This window comes from Acidiphilium sp. MT5, from assembly GCF_054767495.1.
In genome coordinates this window covers 132,318-155,305 of the sequence record NZ_BAABMR010000001.1, presented here as the reverse complement: position 1 = coordinate 155,305, position 22,988 = coordinate 132,318, and the positions used below count along the sequence as shown (strand labels likewise).

Genomic DNA, 22,988 nt, shown 5'->3' with positions numbered 1-22,988 from the left:
CAAACGCCCTATTCGCCGATGGAAATCAAGGCACCGGTGCGGCGCGCGGCGCGGAACTGGGCTGCAAAAACCAGCACAGCGATCAAGCTCCACAGAATATTGAGCGCAAAAGCGCTACCAAGCTGCCCCCAGGCGGGCGCGTGCTGCGCCAAGGCCGCGCGCATGCCGGCGAAAATATGCTCAGCCGGCAGCGCCACCGCGACCGGCCGCAACCAGCCCGGCAAGGCGGTGATCGGATAAAACACACACGCAATCGGCGTCAGGCCAAACGCCAGCGTCCACGCCAGCGCCTCAGCCGAGGCGCCGTAGCGAAACAACAGCGAAATCACCAGCAACGCCATCCACCAACCCATCAGGAACAAATTGAGCATCAGCAAAATCAGCATCGGGCCAATGGCAAACACGTTGAAATGATACAGCAACGCCGCCAGAATTGTCGCCGGGGTGAGGCCAACCAGCGCCCGCATCACCGACACCCCCAACAAGCTAAGGATCAGCTCATAAGGCCGCAGCGGACTGACAAAAACATGTCCCAAATTACGCGACCAAATCTCTTCCAGGAATGACAGCGTCACGCCGATTTGCGCGCGCAGCGCCACCTCCCACAACAACACCCCGCCGATCAATGAAGCCCCAATCGCCATCACCGGACCAGGATGCTCATTTGACAAAAATCGAGCGGTGAAACCCCAAATCAGCAATTCCAACGTGGGCCAATAGCCAAGCTCCAGCAAACGCGGCCAGGATTTTCGATAGAGGCACAGATGGCGATACATCAATCCCCAAACCCGCCGGGCCGATTGCACGAACCGACTCATGCGCCGACACCGTGCGCGCCAAAACGGGCAATTTGCAGAAAAACATCCTCCAAATCGGTGCGACCATAGCGCGCGATCAAATCGCCCGGCGTGCCATGATCAACGATGCGGCCTGATTTCAGCATCAACACATCAGCACAGAGTCGCTCGACCTCGGCCATATTGTGCGAGGCCAGCAAAATCGCCGCACCACTCGCACGCTGATAAATCTCAAGGCGGGTGCGCACATAATCCGCCGTATCCGGATCAAGGCTCGCCGTCGGCTCATCGAGAAGTAACAAATCCGGCTGATTGATCAGAGCCTTAGCCAGCGCAACCCGGGTTTTCTGGCCCGCCGACAGCGCACCCGCCCGACGATGCAAAAAATCACCCAGATTGAATTCCTCAGCCAAGTCGCGAATCCGTCGCTCAAGCTGTGGCACATTATATAAATGCCCATAAACCCGCAGATTTTCAGCCACAGTGAGGCGCATCGGCAAAGCGACATAGGGCGAGGAATAATTCATCCGCGCCAACGCCGCGAACCGATCCTGCGCAATATCATGACCCAGCGCCACGATCCGGCCCTGATCGGGCAGCAAAATACCGAGTAACATCGAAATTGTCGTGGTCTTCCCCGCCCCATTGCCGCCGAGCAGCCCGACGGTTGTGCCCTGGGCGAGCGAAAAGCTGACCCGATCGACCGCTGTTACCGCATCGAAGCGTTTGACCAAATCCGTGACGATAAGCGCATCCATGAATCTGCACATAGGGGCAAGCACGCCATTCGCAAAGTCACCCCGTTAACGGTGGCGCCGCGCGCGACCGAGCCATTGATCCAGCGCGGTGAGCGCCGCAGACACGAAGGCAAAGGCCCCAATCAGCACGACGATGTTGAAAATCAAATGCGCGGACGATAATTTGGCGGCGTCCAGAAAAGGATAGGGATACCAGCCATCAGCGGCACCGCGGCTCAGCGCATAAATACAATACAGCGCCGCCCAAATCAGCAACCACGGCAGTTGGCGCCAACGCAAACACCCATGGGGACGCAGCAACCAGAACATAATAAACAGGATGGGCGATACGTCATGAAGCCCGGCATCGACCCATTTCTGCGCCCCGGTCGGTTGCCATAGAGCGCGCAACACCGCTGTATAGACCATACCGACCAGCAGGATCGACACCGCGACCATCGCCTCGAACCGAAATGATCCCAACCCGGTGCGGCGCTGTGGTCGCAAGGCCGCATGGGTGAAGGTCAGAGCAACCAGAATATTGGTCAAGATTGTAAAAAACCCGAGAAATCGCCAGATCGCCAACAGCGTCGTGCCACCTTGCCCGGCAATCACCCCGCGCAGGAGCCAAAACTGCCCAACCAAAGCGGCTCCTACGAGAACGGCGCCGAAAGCAGCCAGTATCCTGGTGAGGGTTTGGCGGTTCATCGCAACCAATATGACGCCATCACCTGCGGAAAGAAACCGGCTTTACGATCACCAAACCGCACTCACCCCCAAATCGGCCAATCACTCAATGGTCGCCTCACGACCCTCTTGATGCTGCTCGGCAACGACCAGATACACTGCCGGCAGCACGAACAGGGTGAACAACGTGCCAATCGACAGGCCTGCCGCAATCACCGCACCCATATTAAAGCGCGCCGCCGCCCCGGCCCCACTCGCCAAAATCAGCGGCACCACGCCCAGCACCATCGCGGCGGTGGTCATCAAAATCGGCCGGAGCCGGATATTCACCGCGTGCTCAATCGCCTCAAGCTTGCTCATGCCGTCCCGCTGCGCCTCATTCGCGACCTCGACGATCAAAATACCATGCTTGCTGATCAGCCCCATCAGCGTGACCAAGCCGACTTCGGTATAGATATTAATCGAGAGACCACCGAAACCCAGATTGATAAACAGCATCGCGCCGAAAATCGACATCGGCACCGACACCAGAATGATCAACGGATCACGGAACGAATTGAACAAAGCGGCCAGCGCCAAGAAAATAACAATCACCGCAAATCCAAACGTTGCCAAAAACCCGCTGCGCTCCTGCACGAATTGCCGCATCGCCCCACCATAATCGACGGCGTATCCCGACGGCAGATTTTTCGCGGCCAAACCATCCAGCACCTTCAGCGCGGTTCCCTCAGCCACCCCAGGGGCGACCACGCCTTGGATCGTCGCCGAATTGAGTTGCTGAAAATGATTGACCGATTCCGGAATAACGATATGGGCGATATGCGCAATCGAACCGAGAGGGATCGATACCCCATTCACCGTAGCAACCGGATAGCCCAGAACCTGCTCGGAATTCAGGCGGAATTTCTGCGCCACCTGCGGGATCACTTCATAAGAGCGATTATCCAGGCTGAAATAATTGACATAACCCCCGCCCAACGCGCGTGACAACGCAGCACCAACATCGCTCATCGTCAAACCGAGATTAGCCGCCTTGGCACGGTCAATTTCCACCGTCGCTTGCGGCTGATCGATTTTCAAATCGGTTTGCAAGAAGATGAAATCACCCGTCGACAACGCCGCTTGCAGCAATTTCTGCGAAACAGTGTTGAGTTCCTGGAAATTATTGGTGGTCTTGATCACGAATTGAACCGGCAACCCCTGCGAGCCCGGCAGTGAGGGCGGTTGGAAAGCCGCAATCTGCTCGCCAGGAATGCCCGCCGAGGCCTGATTTTGGATCTCATTCTGCAATACGCTCGCATTTTTTGCGCGCTGATCCCAAGGCTTAAGCACCATGCCCGCAATCGAGATTGTTGGTGTGTTGATCTGGAAGGTATGATCGGTCGATTTGTGGCTGAACATCAGTTTGTTCAGCTCATGCGCATAAATCACCCGCTGTTGCAGCGTGGAATTCGGCGCTGCCGTTGATGCCAAAATGACCACGCCCTGATCTTCCTGCGGGGCGAGTTCACTCTTGGCGCTGCTCGCCAGAAAATAAATACTGCCCAACACAATTGCGCCGAACATCAAAATGATCGGCACGGTCTGCAACGCGCTGCGCAGCAGCCGCATATAAAATAGGCGCACACGATCAAAACTACGATCGATTGACCCAACCAACCGCCCTTCCCAGCCAGCATCATCTGGCCCAATCGCGCGCAATAATTTCGAGCTGAGCATCGGGGTGAGGGTCAGCGCGATGATCGCTGAAATCGTCACCGCCGAAACCAAGGTGAAGGCAAATTCGGTAAATAACGCACCGGTCAGGCCAGTTTGAAAGCCGATGGGCACGTAAACCGCGGCAAGCACCACCGTCATTGCGATAATCGGGTTGGCCAATTCCGCCGCCGCATTGCGCGCCGCCTCGAACCGCGATTCGCCATCCGCCAGATGGCGATTAATGTTTTCCACCACAATAATCGCGTCATCAACGACCAAGCCAATTGCCAACACCAGCGCCAACAAGGTCAGCAAATTGATGGTGAAGCCCAAAATCAGCATGGCCGCGAACGTGCCAATCAATGACAGCGGAATCGCAACCACGGGAATAATGACCGAGCGCGGCGTGCCCAAGAACGCAAACACCACCGCGACCACAATAAGCAACGCCTCGATCAAGGCGGCAATCACGTCACTGATCGATGCCGTCACGAATTTGGCCGAGTTGTAAACAATCGTGCCTTGCAGCCCTTGGGGCAAAGCGGCCTGAATCGCCGGAAACCGCTGCTGAACCCCCTTGATCACCGACAATAAATTAGCATTCGGCGCCACCTGAATGCCAATATAAACGCCGGTTTTGCCATCAAACGCGACATTCGCCTCATAGGTATACGAACCAAGCTTGACCGTCGCCACATCGCCAAGCCGCACCAATTGTCCGCCCGATTGCGAAACAATCAACTGCCGGAATTCCGCCGCCGAATGCAAGCTGGTCGAAGCCGTTAGCGTTGTTTGCGTCATCTGGCCTTTGGTGTTGCCCAGCGCACTGATAAAATCATTGCCGGCTAACGCCGTATACACATCGCTCGCGGTCAAATGATACGCAGCAAGCTTGTTGGGATCGAGCCAGATCCGCATAGCGAAATTCTGCGCGCCCAAAATTTCGGCGGTCTGCACACCCTGCACCGATTGCAGTTGCGGCTGCACCACGCGCACCAGATAATCGGTGATCTGGCTTGGCGTGAGCACAGAACTTTTAAAGCCGATATACATCGCATCCAATGTCTGACCAACCTGCAATTTCAATTGCGGCTGCTGGGTGCCGCTCGGCAGTTGGTTCAACACCGATTGGATTTGTGCTTGGATTTCAGTGAGGGCTTTGTCCGGATTGTAATTCAGCACCAAATTGATGGTGATGGTGCTAATCCCGGTTTGGCTCGATGAGGTAATGTAATCAATGCCGTTCACCTGCGCCACCGCGTTTTCGATGGGCGTGGTAACAAAGCCGGCCATGGTATTCGGATCGGCCCCAGGATAGGTCGTGGTAATCGTGATGGTCGCGTTCTCGGTCTTGGGATATTCCAACACCGGCAAACTGCCCATCGCCCGCAGCCCGAGCACCAGAATAATGGCACTGACCACGAGGGACAGTACCGGCCTGCGGATAAAAAGTGCGGTAAGGTTTTTCATGACGCGCGATCAGTGCAGCGGCACGACCGGCGCCGGACTATTCGGCAGCGCGATCTTGTTATTTATTTTAACGAACGACCCAGGATGCAATTTCAACTGTCCTGCGGAAACCACCACATCGCCCGGCGCAACGCCCTTGATCACCGCAACCTGATCGCCGCGCGAGGCACCGAGGGTCACGAATTTCTGCTCGGCAATTTGCTGGGTTTTGCCATTCTTCTTTTGATCGACAACCACATACACCGTATCGCCATACGCATTATAGGCAATCGCTGTTTTCGGCAGGGTGATGAAGTCCTGCGGCGCGCCCGTGCTGATCGACACGCGTGCAAAACTGCCGGGGCGCAATTCATCATGCGGGTTATCAAGCGTGCCCCGCACCAATATCATCAAGCTTTGCGTGCTCACCACCGAATCGAGTGAGGTAATTTTGCCGGTAAACACCGCATCGCCAAACCCGCCAACCGTAACCGCAATCGCCTGTCCCGGATGAATTTTGGCAAGATCGGTTTGCGGAACGTAGAAATTCACATCAATCGGATTCAATTTCTGCAAGGATGCAATAGCAGTGCCCGCCGCGAGATACTGGCCCACATCGACAGCACGCACGCCAATGCGCCCGGAAAAAGGCGCCTTGATCACTTTTTCGGCCATCAAGGCTTGCTGGCTCTGCACCTGCGCCAAATCCGATTCCATCGTCGCCCGGTCGGAATCGACCGCCTGCGCGCTAATCGCTTTGGCGCGAAACTGCGCAACATCACGCTGATAGGTAATTTTCGCCAGCGCCGCCACCGCCTGCAACTGCGCCAGCACCGCCGCGTCGTTATTCGGGCGCAAGGTCAGGAGCACCTGACCCTTTTTAACATCCGTCCCCGATTTGAAGCTGATCGTATCGACAATCCCCGCCACCTGCGATGACAGGCTAGCCCCCTGCTCCGCCACCAAATTACCCGTGGCCTCAATCGTGGGTGCAAAAGGCGTTTTCTCAGCAACCACCGTCGAGACAGTTTGCGGCATATATTTCAACGTCGCCAGGAACTTGCCAATAAACATCGATTTGACCGCGCCCCAGCCAAATACGCCGCCCAACAACACGCCCAACACCGCCAGCACAATAATGACCCGAAGCACCGGTCGTGGTGGCCGTGGTGCCTTCCGGCTCGGTTTTGCGTCAAAGGTCGATGAACCGCTCATGGGAAAACTCCGCAACATTTGCGCACCGAAGGCGCCACATCCTGACGATGCCACCAGCCGCCGCCAAGCGCCTGAAACAACGCCGCCGTATCGGCATAACGCTGGGCAGTAGCTTGAATCCGGGTGATCACCGTCTTGTCATAGCTCTGTTCCGCCGTCAGCACCGTGGTGAACGATACCGCGCCGAGTTTGAATTGATCGCGCGTGACATTCAGGCTCCGTCGCGCCGCCGTTTCAGCCGCCCGATCAGCCGCAAGAGCCTGCGCGTCATAATGCAAAGCCGCGAGCGAATCAGCCACATTCTGAAATGCCAGCACCACCGTATTTTGATAATCCGCTGCCGCCGCATGCAAAGTAGCGATCGATGCCCGACGCTTGAACAGCAAATTCCCCCCCTCAAATAACGGTTGGGTCACGCCGGAGACCAAGCTCCAAATCAAGGTTTGCGGCGTGAACAGGCTGGCCGCGCTCAGCGCATCATGGCCCACCGAGGCCGAGAGCGTGATTTGCGGCAGCATATTCGCCGTCGCGACCCCCACCGCCGCACTATCCTGATGCACCAACGAAGCCGCCTCACGAATATCGGGCCGCTGCTCAACCAATTTCGAAGGTACACTGAGCGGCAAGCGATGCGGCAAATGCAACGAAGCCAAGTCGATATGCGGATCGTGAAACTGCGTCGGCAACACGCCCTCATAAGCCGCCAGCTGATAGCGCACCTGCGCCAACTGCTTTTCCAATGGCGGCAGCGTGGCCGCCGTTTGCGCACGCAGCGCCTCTTGGGTCAAAACATTCGCCTCGGCGATGCCCCCGAGCGCAACTTGCTTGCGCAAAATCCGCAAATCATGGGTCTGCGAGGCCAAAATCCGCTTTGTCGCTGCGATTTGGTCGCGCAGCGAGGCATCGGTCACCGCCGCCGTCACGACATTGGCGGTCAGCGATAAATAGGCCGCCTCCAGGGCAAATCGCTGCTGCTCAGCCACGGCTCGCTGGCCTTCGACTTGCCGGCGCACCAACCCGAACAAATCCGGCGCATAGGAAACCGAAACGCTGGCATTGAGCAAGGAAAACGGCACAGCACCGGCTGATCCCGCATTGGCACCCGCGCCCACGCCGCTCGCGGCCCGGCTGGCAAGACCACTTTGCAGCTCACGCGTCGCCTGAAAACTGCCGCTCAAGCTCGGCAAAAATCCGCTTTCCAACGCGCGGGTTTGATCGCGCGCGGCCAGCAGCGTGTTCTGCGCGGCCACTAAACTCGGATTATGCGCCAATGATACCGCAATCAGTTGATCAAGCGCGGGGGAATGGAACGCTTGCCACCATTGCCCCTTGATCCGCGCCCCGATCACCACGCGCTGATCCGGCGCCCCTCGCTGCACCGATGGCGCGGCATAGCCCGTCACAAGCGGGGCCGGTGGCCGGTGATAATTCGGGCCGACGGCACACCCGCTTAACCCAGCGGCGCCAACAAAGAGCAAAGCGCACCGCGAACGGCGCACGATCAATGTCCCAGATGCGAATGCGCGCACCGCAAATTTCCTATCAACACTCACGGGCCGGAAACTACCTAGTTTCTCTACGGCGCGTCAAGCCCTGTAAAATTCTTGATGATTGCAGACACTTGTTCGTTCATCGCGCAATAATGACTTGATTTTGGGGCGGATTTGCGCAATGAACATCGCGGTTTGAAAGAGTGCCTGATGATGAACTGCCCCGCCATGGCACCGCGTCGCGTCACCACCCGCCGCGTGCTGATCAACCCGCAAGCCCGCCGCGATGCGTTGATCGCGGCGGCAGAGCGTGTGTTCGTCCGCCAAGGCTACCATGCCGCGACGATGGATCAGATCGCCGCCGCCGCCGGCATTTCCAAGCGCACCCTATATCAGTTGGTCAGTTCTAAAGAGCAGCTCTTCACCGATCTGCTGGCCCGCCGCCAGCAAGCCTTCGATTTTCGGGTCGAAACCGAAAATCGCCCGGTCGACGCCGTGCTGTTCGATCTGCTGATCGGCTGGGCGGATCATATTCTCAGCGCCAAGACAATCGCGCTGACCCGGCTGATCATGGTGGATTATCTCCACGGCAAAACCCTCTCGCGCATCCTAAATCGTGAGAGCGCCAAGCCGTGCCGTGACGCCCTGATCGCGTTTCTCGCGGCCTGCAACACAAGCGGCGATCTGTGCATCGATGACCCGGATGAAGCCGCGAACATGCTCTACGGCATGACCATCGGCAATATCCATGTCAAAATTCTGCTCGGCCTCGGCAAGGCGCCCAGCAAAGCCGAGCTACATCAGCGCGTGCAAGCTGCCGTGGCGCTGTTCCTCCACGGCGCCAGCACCGCTCACTCGCCGGACAATTCTCGCCGCCGCTGATCCAACTCCTCGGAATAGCGCCGCAGCGCATATTGCTCGGTCAAAACACCCAGCACGTGCCGCGTCTCAGGCCCGTCCAGCACCGCCAACACGTCGCACTGCACCCGCTCGAACGCCTGAATCGCCTCTTTCACCGTCATTTGCGGCAACAGAAAATCAACCTCATGGCGCAGAAAATCATGCACCCGCTGATCAGTTGGCACGCCCGGCGCGTGGGTCTCCGCCGGATAGACCAGCCCGACATAGCGTTCATCGGCATCGACCGCGACGACATATTGCGTGCGCCCCAGCGGAAATTCCTGCCGGAACATCTCCAACTCGGTTGCCTCATGGGTGATGTAGCCGATTTTGCGCATCATCCGGCCCACCGTCAGATTATGGATCCAGCCGACATCAACGGCGCTGCGAATACTCTCGCCGCGCAAATGAAACCGCCAGGTGGTGAAGGAATAGCCAAAAAACCGCCGCACCGTGAGCGATGAAGCAATCGCGGCCATCAGCACCGCAATGGTAATACTGAAATTATTGGTGCTCTCCAGCGTGAGGAAGGTCATCGTCATGGTGCCGCTCACAATCGCGGTCGCCAGCGCCGCCATGCCCACCACCGCGTAAAAGCCGATCGGCACACCATGCTGCACCGGCAGCAAAATTGCCAAATCGCCAAAGCCACGGCCCAGCAGCGACCCCATGAACAAAGACGCAAAAAACAAGCCGCCACGAAACCCGGTTGCGATTGAAAATGATGACGCAACGGATTTCATCAGCAACAGCACCATGGCAATGGCAAACGGATAGATCACCGCAAGCTCGGTATGCAGCGATGAATTGCCCGAGGCGAGCACCTTTGGCGAAATCGAGCCGAGCAACCCCACCACCGTGCCGCCCAAAATTGGCCGCAACCACACCGGCACACCAGCCCGGCGCAGTAGCGTCTCCAGCGTGGTCACCGCGCGCATGATGCCAATCCCGACAAATCCGGCAATGGTGCCAAGCAGCACCGCAAGCACATAGGCATAGCCGGGCACATGGGTTGGCAAAACCACACTCAGCGGCGCCGCGCCGCCATTCATCAACGTCTCAACCACCAACGTGCCGGCCAAGGAGGCGATCACCACCATCGTCAGGCTGGACAGCGAATAGGTCCCGATCACCAGTTCGATGCCATAGAACGCACCGCAAAGCGGCGCGTTGAACGCCCCCCCGATTGCCGCCCCGGCGCCACACCCCACCAGCACCCGCAAATCATTGCGCCGCAAGCGCAATTGCTGGCCGATGAACGAGGCGACCCCGCCGCCAAACTGCGCATAACCCGCTTCCTGACCCACCGAGCCACCAACGCCGTTGGAAAATGAGGTTTGCATCGCGACGATAAATGAATCCCGCAGCGATAATTTGCCGCCATACAGCGCGTTCGCCTCGATCGGATCGACGAAATTGCCGGGCCGGTATTTGGCCAGCAGCCATGTCATCGAGCCAAGCACCGCACCACCCAAAATCGGCACAATGATTGCGCGGATCGGTTCAATCTGCGCCTGCTCGGACAGGCCCTCGCCCAATTTGGGCAATGCAAAAAACCAATAATGAAAATGGATTGCCAAAAAATCCATAATATAGACGCAAATGCCCGAGCAAACCCCGGTCACCGCCGCTAACAACGCGAGCCACATCTCATCGGCCCGAACCAAGGCCCGCAAATGGGTCCACGCTGTCGCCGGCGTCAGATCATGGCGCGCGAGCCACACACGCACCGCGCGACGCCCATCCGCTAGGTTACTCGGTATCGCCATACGCGTTCAAACCCATTCGCTCTGCAATCATCGGCCAGTCCCAATGCTGCCTTGACCAAAGCCCCTCGACCAACTCCTCCTTGGCGCTGGTTTATGGCAGCTTCATGGCCTGATCCGATTGCCGCAGCCGCGCGGGTCGGTCAACCGATTCGCAGCTCGATCAACGACGGTCCTGGCTGATTGATGCTTGCGTGCAACAGGGTGTTGAATTGATCAAGGCTGCTCGCCGCTTGTGCGGGCACCCCCATGCCCTCGGCGATTTTCACAAAATCAAGATCAGGCCGGCCAAGATCGAGCATATCCAACGCCGTGCGCCCCGGATTGGCCCCGACGCCAGCGAGCTCATGCAGCAAAATCGCGTATTTCCGATTGGCCAGCACCACGAACACAATGTTCAAGCCCGAACGCGCCGCCGTCCACAAACCCGCAATCGTATACATCGCCGAACCGTCCGCCTGGAGCGCAATCACCTGGCGATCCGGCGCAGCAACCGCAGCGCCCACCGCCATCGGAATCCCATCGCCTATCGCGCCACCGGTCAATGACAGCCAATCATGCGCTGGCCCCTGGGCCGTGATCGGAAACAGGCCGCGGCCAAAGGATACGCTCTCATCAATAATAATACTGCGCTCGGGCATCAGCGCCGCGAGCGATTGAGCAAACCCTTGCGGGGTCACTGGCCCCTGCGCCGGATCAGGCCGGGTCCGTGCCGATGGCGTGGCCCGTTCCGCCGCCAATCGCTGCGCTAGGGCGTCGAGCGCCTCCGGCCCATCCTGGTCGGTGCGGGCGAGCACATGCAGGGTGCAATCCTCCGGCCAGAGCCGCCCCGGCTTGCCCGGATAGGCAAAAAACCCAACGGGCGGCACCGCCTCGACTAAAATAATATGCTTGGCACCGGCCAGAGCAGGCAAAGCGGCGTCGATGAAATACGGCACACGCTCGATTTCAACGCGCCCTGCCCCGCGCTCAATCCGCGCGTTCGACATCTCGGCGCGCAACCGCGCACCACACACCGCCGCAATGCCTCCCGCCACTGCGAGCGGATCTTCACGCAGCGTCATCCCGCCCAGCAACAGCACCGTCGGCTCGCCCGAACGCAGCACAGTGGCGATCCGGTCGATCACACCACGATCCACCATAGCCCGGCCCGCCGACTCGCGCGGCGTTGCCACCACACCGCCATCATCCCACGCCGTATCCGCTGGCAGAATAAGCGTCGCGATCATCCCCGCCTTCGCCGCCGCAATCGCCTCGGCAGCATCGGCTCCCACCAGCGACGCCTTGGTGGCGGTGCGCAGAAACCCGGAAACCGGCCGCGCCCAACCCTCAGTATCGGCGGTCAGCGGCGCATCGAGCGGGCGATGATAGGTCGCTTGATCGCCAACAATATTGACAATCCCAGAGCGGCCCCGGCGCGCATTATGTAAATTGGCCAGCGCATTCGCGAGGCCCGGCCCACAATGCAACAAAGTCGCCGCAGGCTTGCCGGTGATCCGCCAATAAGCATCGGCGGCCCCCGCCACCACGCCTTCATCAAGACAAAGCACGCAGTGAATGCCCGGTATCCGATCCAACGCCGCGACAAAATGCATCTCGCTGGTGCCTGGATTGGCAAAGACCGTGTCAATCCCTCCGGCAATCAACGTATGAACCAGGCTCTCTGCACCATTCATAGTTTCGCTCCCCACCCGTTTTCCGGCTTCATCACGAAGCCGCTGATAAACCCTTTTGCCCGCGGCGGGGAGAGTCGAGAGGCCGATTTATCCAAATTGGGCAGGCTCATTCCAAACACGCTGATCCAACCGGGCACCGGCGCACCAGCATCGCCTCAATCGCGCGCGAAATCGCCGCAAAGGCCGGCCGCCGATAATCCCAGATTGGCTCTGCCGACGGCGGATGCGCCAGCATTGTCGCATTGGCTTCAAACACCAGCACCATGCCCTCATCGCCGCACGCAAAATCGACGCCAAGATAATCAAGCCCCAGCGCGGCACCAATCCCCGCCAGCGCGGCCATCGCTTCGGTGCCGAGCACGCCCGCCATATCGTCCAGGAATTTTCGCTCCTCCGCGCGATGCGCCGGATGCGCCGCCATCGCGGCGCTGAAATAATGCACTTTCCACTGGTCCGATATCGCGAGATGCACCGGATAAATCACGCCATCAATGATCAACACCCGATATTTGCGCCAAAACCCATCACCGCCACGCGTTTCGGCATAATCCATCGCGAGCAATGTCGCGCCAGGCAGCCGATCCAGCGATTGACATAAGCCCGCTTGGTCATCGGCCCGCTCGAAATATTGACCCGAATGATAGCCCGGTGCGCGCAACAGCACCGGAAACTGAGTGATCCGCGCCGCCTCGTCTCGGCTCACCTTGCGCAATCGGGGTGTGATCACCCCCAGCAGCCCCGCCAATCGCCGCGCAATGGCCTCGCGCCCCGTTGCTTGCACCGCATCGGGCCGATTAACCACCATCGCACCCGACGGCCCCATCAGCCGGATCGCCGTATTCAGCGCACAGCCCGCATAGTCCGCATCGCCAATCGCGTTCACCACCAAATCATGGGGCGGCAAGCACGCATCCGGCGCCAGATAATCGGCATATACCGCCGTCACCGCCCATCGGGCGGGATCAAACCAGCCCTGCACCGAGATATTGCCACCACGCGCCGCCACCAGCAGCAAAACCCGCCATTGCCCAGTCGCTTGCACCCGCGCGGGCGCCACCGCATCCCGATGATAGCCCAAATAACGATGCGCCGCTGCGCGTGGATCGCCCTGCGCATCCAAACTCCGCGCTAAGGCGCGATGCGCCGCCACCATGCCCGGCTGCAGCCGCAGCGCGATCTCACCATGCCGCGTCGCCGCAACAAAATCCCGCGCCTCGATCAGTGCGTGCGCCAAACCAGCATGGGCAATCGCCGAATGCGGATAACAACGCACCGCCTGGGTGAACACCGTGAACGAAGCCGCGTGAAATCCCGACGCTGCGGCCAAACTGCCTAACTCGACCAGCGCATCATGATCGCTCGGATCAGCCTGCAATACCCGCAGATACGCCGCGCGCGCCGCGCGATCATCGCCCCGCCTAGCCAAGCGGCGCGCCGTCTCACGCAGGGCCACCGCGCCCCGCTCGCCCGCAATCCCGGAACCCTGCTGCCAGCCAACCTGTTGCGTGTGTGCCATCATCAGCCGGAATTTGCGCGGCAAAAGTCAAGAAAACGTTAAAATACCAAAAATTTCCGCCCATCACCCCGCCGTCACCCTTTCGTGATCCCGACTTCTCCGGTAACGAAAGTCCAACATCATCGGGATATTTCGTCTAAAATCATGCTCTTCCCCACCGTTTCTTACGGCATTTTCTTTCTGGTCGTGCTGGTGATCGCCTGGGCGCTCGCGCATCGCCCAGAATGGCATAAAAATTTTCTGCTGCTCGCCAGCTATTGTTTTTATGGCTTCTGGAATTGGAGCTATGTGCCGCTGTTATTCGCCGTATCGCTCGGCAGCGCCTTGATCGCCCGGCAAATCCAAAACGCCGTTGGCCCCAAGCGCAAACGCTGGCTGATCCTCGGCGTGACGCTCAATCTCAGCACGCTGGCCTATTACAAATATACCAGTTTCGCGTTGCTCAGCCTGCTGAATCTCTGGTCACTGATCGCGCCAGCGCCGATGATCAGTTTTAACTCACCCCTATTGCCGCTCGGCATTTCGTTTTTCGTGTTCCACGCTATTTCGCTGCTCGCCGACACCTATCGGCAAAAATTGCGGATCAAAATCAATCTGCGCGACGCCTTGCTCTATATCGCGTTTTTCCCGCAACTGATCGCCGGGCCGATCCTGCGGGCATCCAGCTTTTTGCCGCAACTCGCTCTGCCGCGCGACCCGCGCATCATCCGCGCCAACACCGCCTGCCTGCTGATCATCTCGGGGCTTTTCAAAAAAATCATCATCGCCAACATCCTCGCCACCCGCTTGGTCGAGCCGGTGTTCGCCGCGCCCAGCCGGTTCAGCGGCGCGGATACGCTGCTCGCGGTCTATGGCTATGCCGCCCAAATCTACTGCGATTTCTCTGGCTATACCGACATCGCCATTGGCTGCGCCTTGCTGCTTGGTTATCGCTTCCCGCGCAATTTCAATGCACCTTACACCGCCGTCAGCCCGCAGGATTTCTGGCATCGCTGGAATATCTCGCTCTCCACCTGGCTGCGCGATTATCTCTATATCCCGCTCGGCGGTTCGCGCGCCGGCGAGGCCAGCACGTTGCGCAATCTGATGATCACCATGGTGCTCGGCGGGCTGTGGCATGGCGCAAACTGGACCTTTGTGTTCTGGGGCGCGTTATGGGGCACGCTTTTGGTGATCCATCGGCTTTGGCTGCGATTGCAGAGCAAGCCGATCCAGGCACTCAGGGCCAGCCTCGCTTGGCGCTGGATGTCGCGGCTCATGCTGTTCCAGGCCGTCTGCCTTGGCTGGATTTTCTTCCGCGCCCCGTCTTTTCATATCGGCCTTGAAATTCTGCACCGCCTGACCGCGCCCGGCCCGGCAAGCTTGGCCACCATGCCGGTGGTCGTGGTGCTGATCCTGGGCCTGTTTGGCCAATATTTGCCGCGCCGCTGGCGGTTTGGGCTGGAAATCGAAATCGCCCGCTGGCCCGCCGCCCTGCGCGGGGCCGGTCTGGCGGTGGCCCTGTTCATCATCAGCGTGCTCGGGCCAACCGGCGTCGCGCCGTTTATTTATTTCCAATTCTGAGCATGGAATTTCCGCGACACATCAAAGGACTGGTCGCCACACGGCGTGAGGTGATGGCGGGGATGATCGGGTTTTTGGTCGTCATTATGCTCCTTGATTCCGGCGGTCTCGCCCAATGGGCGCGTCGGCTTGAAATCGGCCCGCTGCGCCGCGTCGCGGTGCCGGTCACCGCCAGAATCAACCAAACCCTGCGGCCACTCGGCATCGATCCGCTGCGCCATGTTTTGCTGGCCGATCTCGCCCGCCTGCATTGGACGCGCGATCGCGCGGCGCAATTAGCGGCATCGCAACCGATCGCACCCCCCACCCCGGCCGCCGCGTGCGCCCCCTCAATTGCAGCGCAATCAATGGCAACCACGCCACCAAAAACTCCGATTGTGATCGCATCGGCGCGCCCACCCAGCACGGCCAAACTCGCTCCCACGCCATCGCCGCCCTTATCGCCGATCCTGCGCAACTTGCCGCTGCATACCAGCCTGCCGCCCTTGGCGCCGCTGCCACCCGGCGTGCATCGCCGCACCATCGCGCTGGTCGGCGATTCGATGATGGCCGTTGGCTTGAGCGATATGGTGCTGCGTCAGACGGCGAATGATCCGGCCTTGCGGATAATCCGCGCCTTTCGCTCCGGCACCGGCCTCGCGCGCCCGGATGTGTTCAACTGGATGACCGAATATCCCGCGATGATCGGCAAACACCACCCGAACCTGATTATCGTCGCCATCGGCGCTAATGACGCGCAGGGCTATGTCGATCACACCGGCAAAGTGTTGGCCTATGGCACACCCGCCTGGATCGCCTCATACCGCGCTCGCCTGACCAAATTTCTGGCCCTGCTGCAAGCCTCATCGCAGCAAGTGCTGTGGATTGGCCTGCCGCCAATGCAGCAGCCCGGTTACGCAGCGCGCATGCGTGAACTCAACCGTATCACCGCCACCGTGGTCGCTGCCGATCCGCATGCGGTCTGGTGGAATCCAGCCGCCCTCATCGGCACCCAATCCGGCCAGTTCCGCGCCCTCGGCCCCGCGAGCGACGACAAGGGCGCACCCATCGTGCATCTGCGCCAGCCCGATGGGATTCACCTGACCGATGACGGCGCTGGCTTACTAACCGCCCAAATCATCCCCTGGTTCGCCCCGCTGCCACTGCCGCCGCCACGGGAACCGCCCATTCCAGCAGGGCTGCTTGCTCAACGCGGCACGCAAGGATCTTCAATCCGGATCGGTGGAAACGGCGTGCCATCCGCCCAAACGCCCAAATAACGCTGCCCCGGATTCTGCTGATCAAACACCACCGAGGGCAATGTGCGGTGATCAAGCCCGATCACCATGGCATCAATCACTTTCCAAAAGCCGAAAAAATCCAACTGGTTGATCGAAACCGACTTCGGAAATCCAGCTTGTCCCGGCAGAAACTTCGGAAAATCCTGATCGCTGAGCGGAAAATTATAGCGCCGATCAGGCGCCCCCGGCGCACCATGCTCCGAATGCACCACCACCCCGTCATGCGAGGCACCGGGCAGCACCATCAGCACCCGCCGATCCGCGCGCACGCCACACATGCGCTTGAACAAGGCCCGCGCGGTCGGCAGACCAATCGAGGTATCTTGCGCACCCGCCATCACCGCGATCGGTAAATCAGGGGGCAAACGGCGCAAATCGCCAATGATACTGCGCCCCGCCGGGCCGGTTGCCACGTCCGGCGCATCGCCGGGCGCCATCAGCACCATGGCCCGCGGCGCGGGCACCCCATCATGGCCGCGCGCAATCGCAAAATCGAGCGAGATCGCCGCCCCCATCGAATAGCCAACATACAAAACCCGATTTTTATCAACCTTCCAGCCCCGCGATGCCAGCATGGCCACCGCACGACGATCCGCCGCCGCTGCCCGTGCCACCACCACCTGCGGCGAAGTCGCCGCCGAGCGCTGATACACCGGATAGACCACAATCTCGCCCTCGCGCGCTAAATGATCGATCAAGGCACCAAAATTGACCGGGTTCATCCCTTGCCAGCCATGGTGAAAAAACACGATGGGCACCGCGCCCGCCGGCAAGGCAGGGCGTTCGGGCAAAAACACATAGACCCGCGCCGCCCCTTGGCCGCTCGCGAGCACCTCCACCCCACCATGGGTCTCGCGCGCCAGCAAAGCCGCCTGGCCATACTCATGCGCCAAGCGCGCCGCCAAACCCGGCGATTGCTGGCCAGCCAACACCGGGACCGGGGCCACGCTCAGCACCGCCATCATCACCCCAACCAGCCATCGCCGCATGCCCGCTCTCCCTTCCATCCTGTGGCGCTCCCACCTGCACTTGACCCACACGTGCTCTCGATATGAGTTACCCCCGTTATGCACCTAATCCACAGGGTGCCAACCCTGTCACAGCCGCGCTCGACCGGCTATGCTCGCACCGATGGATACCATGGACTCCCCGCTACTCGGCCTCTCCCAGCGCCTGCCGCCCGCCAGCCTCGAGGCCGAGCAAGCCCTGCTCGGTGCCTTGCTCGCCAATAATAAAGCCTATGAGCGGGTCTCGGAATTCCTCGCAGCTGAGCATTTCGCGGATGCCGTGCATGGCCGCATCTATGAAGCCATCGCGCGGCGCATCGAGGCCGGACAACTCGCCGATCCGATCACCTTGCGCACCGAGTTCGAGCATTCCGGCCTGCTCGATGAGGTCGGCGGCACCGCCTATCTCGGCCAATTGCTCACCGCGATGGTCGGCATCATCAATGCGGGCGATTATGGCCGGACCATTCACGATACTTGGATTCGCCGCCAGCTCATCGATATCGGCGAAGTCACTGTCAATCGGGCCTTCGGCGCCGAAGCTGAGCTTGATGGAGCCGGGCAAATCGAAGCCGCCGAGCAATCTTTGTTCGATCTGGCCACCCGTGGCGGCAATGAAGGCCGGGCGATGGATTTCGAAAAGGCGCTCACCCTCGCCATCGAATCCGCCGCCCGCGCCTTTGAGCGCGACGGTAAAGTCTCGGGTCTGACCACCGGCCTGACCGATCTGGACGCCAAAACCGGCGGGCTGCACCCGTCTGACCTGTTGATCCTCGCCGGTCGCCCTGGCATGGGCAAAACCGCTCTAGCCACCAAAATCGGCTTTGGCGCCGCCCAAGCCCTGCTCGCGCAAGCGCGGCGCGATAATCCCAACGCCGAAGCCACCCAAGCGGTGGTGATTTTCTCGCTGGAAATGAGCGCCGAGCAGCTCGCCACCCGTTTGCTGGCCGAAGAGGCGCGCATCGCCTCGGACCGGATCCGGCGCGGTGAGATCGGCCAGAAGGATTTCGATAATTTCGTCGCGGTGTCACGCCGAATTTCGCGCCTGCCCTTGATTATCGATGACACCCCCGCCGTGACGCTCTCGGCCCTGCGCACACGCTGCCGCCGCCTCAAGCGCACACGGGGCCTCGCCTTGATCATCATCGATTATTTGCAACTCATGCGCCCCGCCGCCGGCACCAAGCCGGAAAACCGCGTGCTGGAAATCAGCCAAATCACCCAGGGCCTCAAAGCCATCGCCAAAGAACTGGCCGTGCCGGTACTGGCCCTGAGCCAGCTCTCGCGCGCCGTTGAATCGCGCGAGGATAAACGCCCGCAGCTCTCGGATCTGCGCGAATCCGGCACCATCGAACAGGACGCCGACGCGGTGATGTTTGTGTATCGCGATGAATATTACCTGCAAGCGCGCATGCCCAAACAAATGGCGTTTGAGAGTGAGGACAAATTCCAAGCCGCCCTCGATAAATGGCAGCAAGACATGGAACAGGTGCATAACAAGGCCGAATTGATCCTCGCCAAACAGCGTCACGGCCCCACCGGCAAGGTCGATCTGTTCTTCGAGGCCGAATTCACCCGCTTCGCTGACCTGGATACCACGCATCTCTGACCCCACATGTCCCAGATGCAAGATGCCCCGTTTTCCATCCCGGCCCATGAACGCGTGCTCGCAGGCAATGCCTGTCGGCATCTGTCGGAGGCGGATCGTGCCAGCCTGGCGCGCGCCGCCCGGCTCTATGTCAGCGCCCATGGGCTGATGCCGCGCACGCTGGGGCAGCTTGGCCGCTATGCGGGCGGTGCGATTGAGCGCGCCATGGGCATGATCGCCCCGGCGATCCGGCAAAAAATCGAGGAAACCGCGTCCGACGTGCTCTGGTCCCTGCTCGGCGCCGCCCGGCTTGGTCTGGCTGACACCGCCGATAGCCCGGCGCGCAACCGGCTTTATCAAGGCAGCGTGATCGCCAGCGGCGCCGTCTCTGGATTTTTCGGCGGGCCAGCGCTGGTCGCGGAAATCCCGTTCGCGATGACCCTGATGTTTCGCGCCATCGCCGAAATCGCCCGCGATTCCGGCGAAGATTTATCCGCCCTCGAGACGCGCCGCGCTTGCCTCGAAGTGTTCGGCCTGGGCGCCATCCGCGATCCCGAAGCCGATGTCGAAGCAAGCTTCTGGGCCGTCCGCGCCGCCCTCACCCAAGCGCCGATCGCGGTATTTCTGCGCACCATCGCCGGGCGGCTCTCGGTCACGTTGTCCGAACAGGCGCTGGCCGGTGCAGTCCCGGTAATCGGCGCGCTGGCCGGCGCGGGTGCAAACTATTATTTCATGCGCCACTTCCAAACCATGGCCGACATCCATTTCACGATCCGCCGGATCGAGCGCGATAATCCCAATCCGGAGCCGGTGCGGGTTTGTTTCGATGCGCTGGTCAAGGCCTATCGCGCCGATCAATCCTTGTTTCGCCGCGCCGCGTGAGCCTCACCTGATGAGCCTCGTCCCGTGATCGTGGCCGATACCGCAACATTGCGCATCGATTGCGCCGCCCTGGCCGCCAATTGGCAGCGTCTCGAAGCCGAAAACCGCCAAACCACGCCACACGCCGCCACCGGCGCGGCGGTCAAAGCGAATGCCTATGGCATCGGCGTTGACATTGCCGCCCCGGCGCTGCTGGCCGCAGGTTGCCGCCATTTTTTCACCGCAACGCTCGATGAGGCCATGGCTCTCCGCGCCTTGCTGCCAGATATCTGGATCGCGGTGCTGAACGGCATTCCGCGCGGCGCCGCCGCCGAATTTCTGGCCCATCGCCTGCATCCGGTGCTCAACACCCTGCCCGATCTCGCCGATTGGCGGTCCGTGGCGGCCAAACCCAACGCCCCCGGCGCGTTGCTGCATCTCGATACCGGCATGGCGCGCCTTGGCCTTGATACCAATGACATCGCCGCCCTGATCGCAAACCCCGGACAGCTCGGCGCGATCAAGCTCGATTATTTGATGAGCCATTTCGCCGCCGCTGAAATCCACGATGCGCCCAGCAATTCCGCGCAATCATCGCTGTTTGCCACGCTCTCTGCCCAAATCACCAAAAGCTGCGGCCAAACCCCCAAAACCAGCCTCGCCAATTCAGCCGCTCTGTTCCTTGGCCCCCTCGCCGCGAGTGACCTCGCACGGCCCGGCTATGCGCTCTATGGCGGCAATCCCACGCCCGCAGCGCCCAACCCGATGCGCCCGGTGCTGCATCTCGCCGCCCCGGTGCTGCAAATTCGTGAAATCCCGCGCGGCGCCAGCGTTGGCTACAACGCGACCTGGAGCGCCTCCCGCCGCACCCGCGTCGCGACCATTGCCATTGGCTATGCGGACGGCATTCTCCGCGCCGCCTCCAACCGGCTCACCGCCCGCCATCAGGGCGCGATCATCCAACAAATTGGCCGCGTCTCGATGGATTTGCTCACCTTCGATGTCACCGACCATCCTGCCATCCAGCGCGGCAGCCTGTTGACCTTGCTCGATGACGTGCAAACCATTGAAACACTGGCCGCGCAGGCCAGCACGTCGGGCTATGAAATATTGACCAGCTTAGGCCCCCGCTATCGGCGCGTGGTGGAACCGTTATATAGCGGCTTATGACTCGCATTTTCGATCCCATCGCCCTGCTGGGCCGCAGCACCATCGCCTTCATCACCGTGCTCGGTGAATTGGGCCTGTTCACCGCCGCCGCCCTCGCTGGACTGGTCCGCCCGCCTTATTATCCGCGCAATATCAGTCGCGCCTTTGCCGATATCGGTTTTTTCTCGCTACCCGTGGTCGCGATGACGGCGGTGTTCACCGGCATGGTGCTCGCCTTGCAAACCTATACCGGCTTCGCCCGGTTCGACGCGCAAAGTGCCATTGCCAGCGTCGTGGTGCTCTCCCTCACCCGTGAACTCGGCCCCGTGCTCGCCGGGCTGATGGTCGCCGGGCGTGTCGGCTCAGCGATGGCCGCAGAAATCGGCACCATGCGCGTCACCGACCAGATCGATGCGCTCACCACCCTCGCCACCGACCCGATCCGTTATCTGGTCACGCCCCGCCTGCTCGCCGGCGTCATCGCCCTGCCGCTCCTGGTGCTGATCGCAGACATTCTCGGCGTCGCCGGCGGCACGCTGGTGGCCACTTTGCGCTTCGGCTTCAATGTCAGCGATTATCTGCGCCAAACACTCCAGCATCTGCATGGCATGGATGTCGCATCCGGTTTGATCAAATCCGCCGTGTTCGGCTTCGTGATTGCGCTGATGGGCTGCTTTTTCGGCTATCGTTCACGCGGCGGCGCGCAAGGCGTGGGGGCGGCCACCACCTCCGCCGTGGTCGCCGCCTCGATTCTGATCCTCGGCCTTGATTATGTGCTGACGCAGGCGTTTTTCACGATATGACCCAAAATTCAGCAAAGATTTCAATCCAGGGCCTGAGCAAAAGCTTCGGCAGCAAAAAAGTGCTGGACGGGCTTGACCTCGACATCGCCTCCGGCACCAGCCTGGTGGTGATTGGCGGGTCAGGCACCGGCAAATCGGTGCTGCTGAAATGCATTCTCGGCCTGATCGAACCGGATTCTGGCCGTATCTTGATCGATGGCGAAGACGTCTTGACCGCCGCGCCTGAACGCGCCCGCGCCCTGCGCGACCAAATCGGCATGCTGTTTCAAAATGGCGCGCTGTTCGATAGCGAATCGGTCTGGGAAAACGTCACCTTCGGCCTGCTGGCCCGCAAGCGCATTTCCCGCACCGACGCACGCGCCCGCGCGATCAGCGTGCTCGCCCAAGTCGGCCTGACCGAGCAAGTCGCGGATCTCAGCCCCGCTGAACTCTCCGGCGGCATGCAAAAGCGCGTGGCCCTGGCCCGCGCCATCGCGGCTGATCCGGCCATTTTGTTCTTTGACGAACCCACCACCGGCCTCGATCCGATTATGGGCGCGGTGATCGATGGGCTGATCGTCGATTGCGTGAAGCGCCTTGGCAGCACCTCCATCGCGATCACCCATGACATGGCCAGCGCCGCCCGGATTGGCGACACCATCGCCATGCTGTTCAACGGCAAAATCATCTGGCAAGGCCCGCCGACCGCAGTGATGGCGAGCGGCAACGAATTTGTCGACCAATTCACCCATGGCCGCCGCGACGGCCCCATCCAAATGGCGCTTCGCCGCTAACCCAAAGAAATTGATCGGCAAACAAGGGTTAGC

Annotated in this window: 18 protein-coding genes; 8 read left to right on the top strand and 10 right to left on the bottom strand. The window is 60.5% G+C overall.

Features of this window, described 5'->3' with window-relative positions:
* Positions 1 to 8: 8 nt before the first annotated feature.
* From ACYUCQ_RS00715 to ACYUCQ_RS00690, 6 genes are all read right to left on the bottom strand, one after another.
* Positions 9 to 818 (bottom strand): ABC transporter permease, encoded by an 810-nt coding sequence (locus ACYUCQ_RS00715; protein WP_460252576.1) that lies wholly within the window; start codon positions 816 to 818, stop codon positions 9 to 11.
* Complete coding sequence (locus ACYUCQ_RS00710; RefSeq protein ID WP_460252575.1) at positions 815 to 1,555, bottom strand: ABC transporter ATP-binding protein; 741 nt, start codon at positions 1,553 to 1,555, stop codon at positions 815 to 817. The genes ACYUCQ_RS00715 and ACYUCQ_RS00710 overlap by 4 nt, the downstream gene beginning before the upstream one ends.
* Before the next feature lie 45 nt (positions 1,556 to 1,600).
* Complete coding sequence (locus ACYUCQ_RS00705) at positions 1,601 to 2,242, bottom strand: Pr6Pr family membrane protein (RefSeq protein WP_460252574.1); 642 nt, start codon at positions 2,240 to 2,242, stop codon at positions 1,601 to 1,603.
* A gap of 81 nt (positions 2,243 to 2,323) precedes the next feature.
* Entirely contained in the window at positions 2,324 to 5,389 is a 3,066-nt protein-coding gene (locus tag ACYUCQ_RS00700) for an efflux RND transporter permease subunit (RefSeq protein ID WP_460252573.1), read from the bottom strand.
* A gap of 9 nt (positions 5,390 to 5,398) precedes the next feature.
* Complete coding sequence (locus ACYUCQ_RS00695) at positions 5,399 to 6,583, bottom strand: efflux RND transporter periplasmic adaptor subunit (RefSeq protein ID WP_460252572.1); 1,185 nt, start codon at positions 6,581 to 6,583, stop codon at positions 5,399 to 5,401.
* Positions 6,580 to 8,082, bottom strand: coding sequence for an efflux transporter outer membrane subunit (locus ACYUCQ_RS00690; protein ID WP_460252571.1), 1,503 nt, complete (start codon positions 8,080 to 8,082; stop codon positions 6,580 to 6,582). Before ACYUCQ_RS00690 ends, ACYUCQ_RS00695 begins: the two co-directional genes overlap by 4 nt.
* Before the next feature lie 219 nt (positions 8,083 to 8,301).
* On the opposite strand from ACYUCQ_RS00690, the gene ACYUCQ_RS00685 reads away from it, so the two are divergent.
* A complete protein-coding gene (locus tag ACYUCQ_RS00685; RefSeq protein ID WP_460252570.1) occupies positions 8,302 to 8,955 on the top strand; it encodes a TetR/AcrR family transcriptional regulator in 654 nt (217 codons plus the stop codon).
* Here ACYUCQ_RS00685 and ACYUCQ_RS00680 read toward each other — a convergent pair.
* The 3 genes from ACYUCQ_RS00680 to ACYUCQ_RS00670 form a co-directional block, all read right to left on the bottom strand.
* Positions 8,925 to 10,742 carry a chloride channel protein gene (locus tag ACYUCQ_RS00680; RefSeq protein WP_460252569.1) on the bottom strand — a complete coding sequence of 606 codons (1,818 nt, stop codon included), beginning with the start codon at positions 10,740 to 10,742 and terminating at the stop codon, positions 8,925 to 8,927. The two genes, ACYUCQ_RS00685 and ACYUCQ_RS00680, sit on opposite strands and share 31 nt — an antisense overlap.
* Before the next feature lie 140 nt (positions 10,743 to 10,882).
* Positions 10,883 to 12,415 (bottom strand): acetolactate synthase large subunit, encoded by a 1,533-nt coding sequence (locus tag ACYUCQ_RS00675; RefSeq protein ID WP_460252568.1) that lies wholly within the window; start codon positions 12,413 to 12,415, stop codon positions 10,883 to 10,885.
* Positions 12,416 to 12,521: 106 nt separating this feature from the next.
* Positions 12,522 to 13,934 carry an ATP-grasp domain-containing protein gene (locus tag ACYUCQ_RS00670; RefSeq protein ID WP_460252567.1) on the bottom strand — a complete coding sequence of 471 codons (1,413 nt, stop codon included), beginning with the start codon at positions 13,932 to 13,934 and terminating at the stop codon, positions 12,522 to 12,524.
* Between the two features lie 141 nt (positions 13,935 to 14,075).
* Between ACYUCQ_RS00670 and ACYUCQ_RS00665 the strand changes: the two genes are divergently transcribed.
* On the top strand, positions 14,076 to 15,494 hold the full coding sequence (locus ACYUCQ_RS00665; RefSeq protein ID WP_460252566.1) for an MBOAT family O-acyltransferase: 1,419 nt from the start codon (positions 14,076 to 14,078) through the stop codon (positions 15,492 to 15,494).
* A 2-nt stretch (positions 15,495 to 15,496) separates the two neighbouring features.
* Positions 15,497 to 16,753 carry a DUF459 domain-containing protein gene (locus tag ACYUCQ_RS00660; protein WP_460252565.1) on the top strand — a complete coding sequence of 419 codons (1,257 nt, stop codon included), beginning with the start codon at positions 15,497 to 15,499 and terminating at the stop codon, positions 16,751 to 16,753.
* Here ACYUCQ_RS00660 and ACYUCQ_RS00655 read toward each other — a convergent pair.
* Positions 16,681 to 17,763, bottom strand: coding sequence for a dienelactone hydrolase family protein (locus ACYUCQ_RS00655; RefSeq protein WP_460252564.1), 1,083 nt, complete (start codon positions 17,761 to 17,763; stop codon positions 16,681 to 16,683). The genes ACYUCQ_RS00660 and ACYUCQ_RS00655 overlap by 73 nt on opposite strands.
* Before the next feature lie 142 nt (positions 17,764 to 17,905).
* Here ACYUCQ_RS00655 and ACYUCQ_RS00650 point away from each other — a divergent pair, with 142 nt between their 5' ends.
* The 5 genes from ACYUCQ_RS00650 to ACYUCQ_RS00630 are packed head-to-tail and all read left to right on the top strand — an operon-like array spanning position 17,906 to position 22,955.
* Positions 17,906 to 19,390 (top strand): replicative DNA helicase, encoded by a 1,485-nt coding sequence (locus ACYUCQ_RS00650; protein WP_460252563.1) that lies wholly within the window; start codon positions 17,906 to 17,908, stop codon positions 19,388 to 19,390.
* A 15-nt stretch (positions 19,391 to 19,405) separates the two neighbouring features.
* Complete coding sequence (locus ACYUCQ_RS00645; protein ID WP_460252562.1) at positions 19,406 to 20,251, top strand: EcsC family protein; 846 nt, start codon at positions 19,406 to 19,408, stop codon at positions 20,249 to 20,251.
* A 24-nt stretch (positions 20,252 to 20,275) separates the two neighbouring features.
* A complete protein-coding gene (gene alr, locus ACYUCQ_RS00640) occupies positions 20,276 to 21,400 on the top strand; it encodes an alanine racemase (RefSeq protein ID WP_460252561.1) in 1,125 nt (374 codons plus the stop codon).
* On the top strand, positions 21,397 to 22,182 hold the full coding sequence (locus ACYUCQ_RS00635) for an MlaE family ABC transporter permease (RefSeq protein ID WP_460252560.1): 786 nt from the start codon (positions 21,397 to 21,399) through the stop codon (positions 22,180 to 22,182). Before alr ends, ACYUCQ_RS00635 begins: the two co-directional genes overlap by 4 nt.
* Positions 22,179 to 22,955, top strand: coding sequence for an ABC transporter ATP-binding protein (locus tag ACYUCQ_RS00630; RefSeq protein ID WP_460252559.1), 777 nt, complete (start codon positions 22,179 to 22,181; stop codon positions 22,953 to 22,955). Before ACYUCQ_RS00635 ends, ACYUCQ_RS00630 begins: the two co-directional genes overlap by 4 nt.
* The last annotated feature ends 33 nt before the right edge of the window (positions 22,956 to 22,988 follow it).

Excerpts from the sequence above, each read along its gene's own strand:
- ACYUCQ_RS00715 (WP_460252576.1), bottom strand. The coding sequence starts at position 818 with ATGAGTCGGTTCGTGCAATCGGCCCGGCGGGTTTGGGGATTGATGTAT.
- ACYUCQ_RS00710 (WP_460252575.1), bottom strand. The coding sequence starts at position 1,555 with ATGGATGCGCTTATCGTCACGGATTTGGTCAAACGCTTCGATGCGGTA.
- ACYUCQ_RS00705 (WP_460252574.1), bottom strand. The coding sequence starts at position 2,242 with ATGAACCGCCAAACCCTCACCAGGATACTGGCTGCTTTCGGCGCCGTT.
- ACYUCQ_RS00700 (WP_460252573.1), bottom strand. The coding sequence starts at position 5,389 with ATGAAAAACCTTACCGCACTTTTTATCCGCAGGCCGGTACTGTCCCTC.
- ACYUCQ_RS00695 (WP_460252572.1), bottom strand. The coding sequence starts at position 6,583 with ATGAGCGGTTCATCGACCTTTGACGCAAAACCGAGCCGGAAGGCACCA.
- ACYUCQ_RS00685 (WP_460252570.1), top strand. The coding sequence starts at position 8,302 with ATGGCACCGCGTCGCGTCACCACCCGCCGCGTGCTGATCAACCCGCAA.
- ACYUCQ_RS00680 (WP_460252569.1), bottom strand. The coding sequence starts at position 10,742 with ATGGCGATACCGAGTAACCTAGCGGATGGGCGTCGCGCGGTGCGTGTG.
- ACYUCQ_RS00675 (WP_460252568.1), bottom strand. The coding sequence starts at position 12,415 with ATGAATGGTGCAGAGAGCCTGGTTCATACGTTGATTGCCGGAGGGATT.
- ACYUCQ_RS00670 (WP_460252567.1), bottom strand. The coding sequence starts at position 13,934 with ATGATGGCACACACGCAACAGGTTGGCTGGCAGCAGGGTTCCGGGATT.
- ACYUCQ_RS00665 (WP_460252566.1), top strand. The coding sequence starts at position 14,076 with ATGCTCTTCCCCACCGTTTCTTACGGCATTTTCTTTCTGGTCGTGCTG.
- ACYUCQ_RS00660 (WP_460252565.1), top strand. The coding sequence starts at position 15,497 with ATGGAATTTCCGCGACACATCAAAGGACTGGTCGCCACACGGCGTGAG.
- ACYUCQ_RS00655 (WP_460252564.1), bottom strand. The coding sequence starts at position 17,763 with ATGCGGCGATGGCTGGTTGGGGTGATGATGGCGGTGCTGAGCGTGGCC.
- ACYUCQ_RS00650 (WP_460252563.1), top strand. The coding sequence starts at position 17,906 with ATGGATACCATGGACTCCCCGCTACTCGGCCTCTCCCAGCGCCTGCCG.
- ACYUCQ_RS00645 (WP_460252562.1), top strand. The coding sequence starts at position 19,406 with ATGCAAGATGCCCCGTTTTCCATCCCGGCCCATGAACGCGTGCTCGCA.
- ACYUCQ_RS00635 (WP_460252560.1), top strand. The coding sequence starts at position 21,397 with ATGACTCGCATTTTCGATCCCATCGCCCTGCTGGGCCGCAGCACCATC.
- ACYUCQ_RS00630 (WP_460252559.1), top strand. The coding sequence starts at position 22,179 with ATGACCCAAAATTCAGCAAAGATTTCAATCCAGGGCCTGAGCAAAAGC.